Origin of the sequence: Pseudomonas sp. EL_65y_Pfl1_R83 (assembly GCF_963970695.1) — a bacterium.
GTDB classification, from domain to species: Bacteria; Pseudomonadota; Gammaproteobacteria; order Pseudomonadales; family Pseudomonadaceae; genus Aquipseudomonas; species Aquipseudomonas tritici.
On sequence record NZ_CAXAQI010000279.1, the window covers coordinates 1 to 503 of the forward strand.

Annotated in this window: 1 pseudogene; it reads left to right on the forward strand. The window is 59.6% G+C overall.

From position 1 onward, the window contains the following. Positions 1-166: 166 nt before the first annotated feature. Positions 167-503 (forward strand): annotated as a pseudogene (locus AACY08_RS28865) (hypothetical protein); the annotation flags it as partial.

Sequence of the window (503 nt, forward strand, 5' to 3'; positions counted from 1 at the left end):
ATCGGATTTGAAGCTGCGCTTCAATTCCAACTTCTAGGTTCGACCACGATCGATGAGCCGTCTTCGACAGATTCGATGAAGCCATAGTTGCAACTTTGTCACGCGCGAATGCAGGAAGCGGCGAGAGGTTTCTCCGCTGGTTAAAGCACGACCTTGGATAAGGCTCTTGAGCGAAATGAAGCGGATATGTCTGACCAGCGCAGTCGCGGGACTCGCCCTTGCCATGCCCGTTGCGGCCGGCGCGGCCGAGTCCTATCCGACCAAGGCGCCGAAGCCTGATGTTGCGGAGTGGACCGGCCTTTATCTGGGCGGACACTTCGGATACGCGTACGGCTGGTCAGGCTGGAGCGCAAGCGACGCCCTGTCGACGGCGAGTGGATCGACCCGCCTGTTCAACTCGTATGACGCCTTCAAGGGCACCGGCAGCTATCTGTTCGGCCTGCAGGCCGGCTACAATGTCATGTTGCCGTCGCGCGTGGTGCTCGGCGTCGAGACGGATTTCT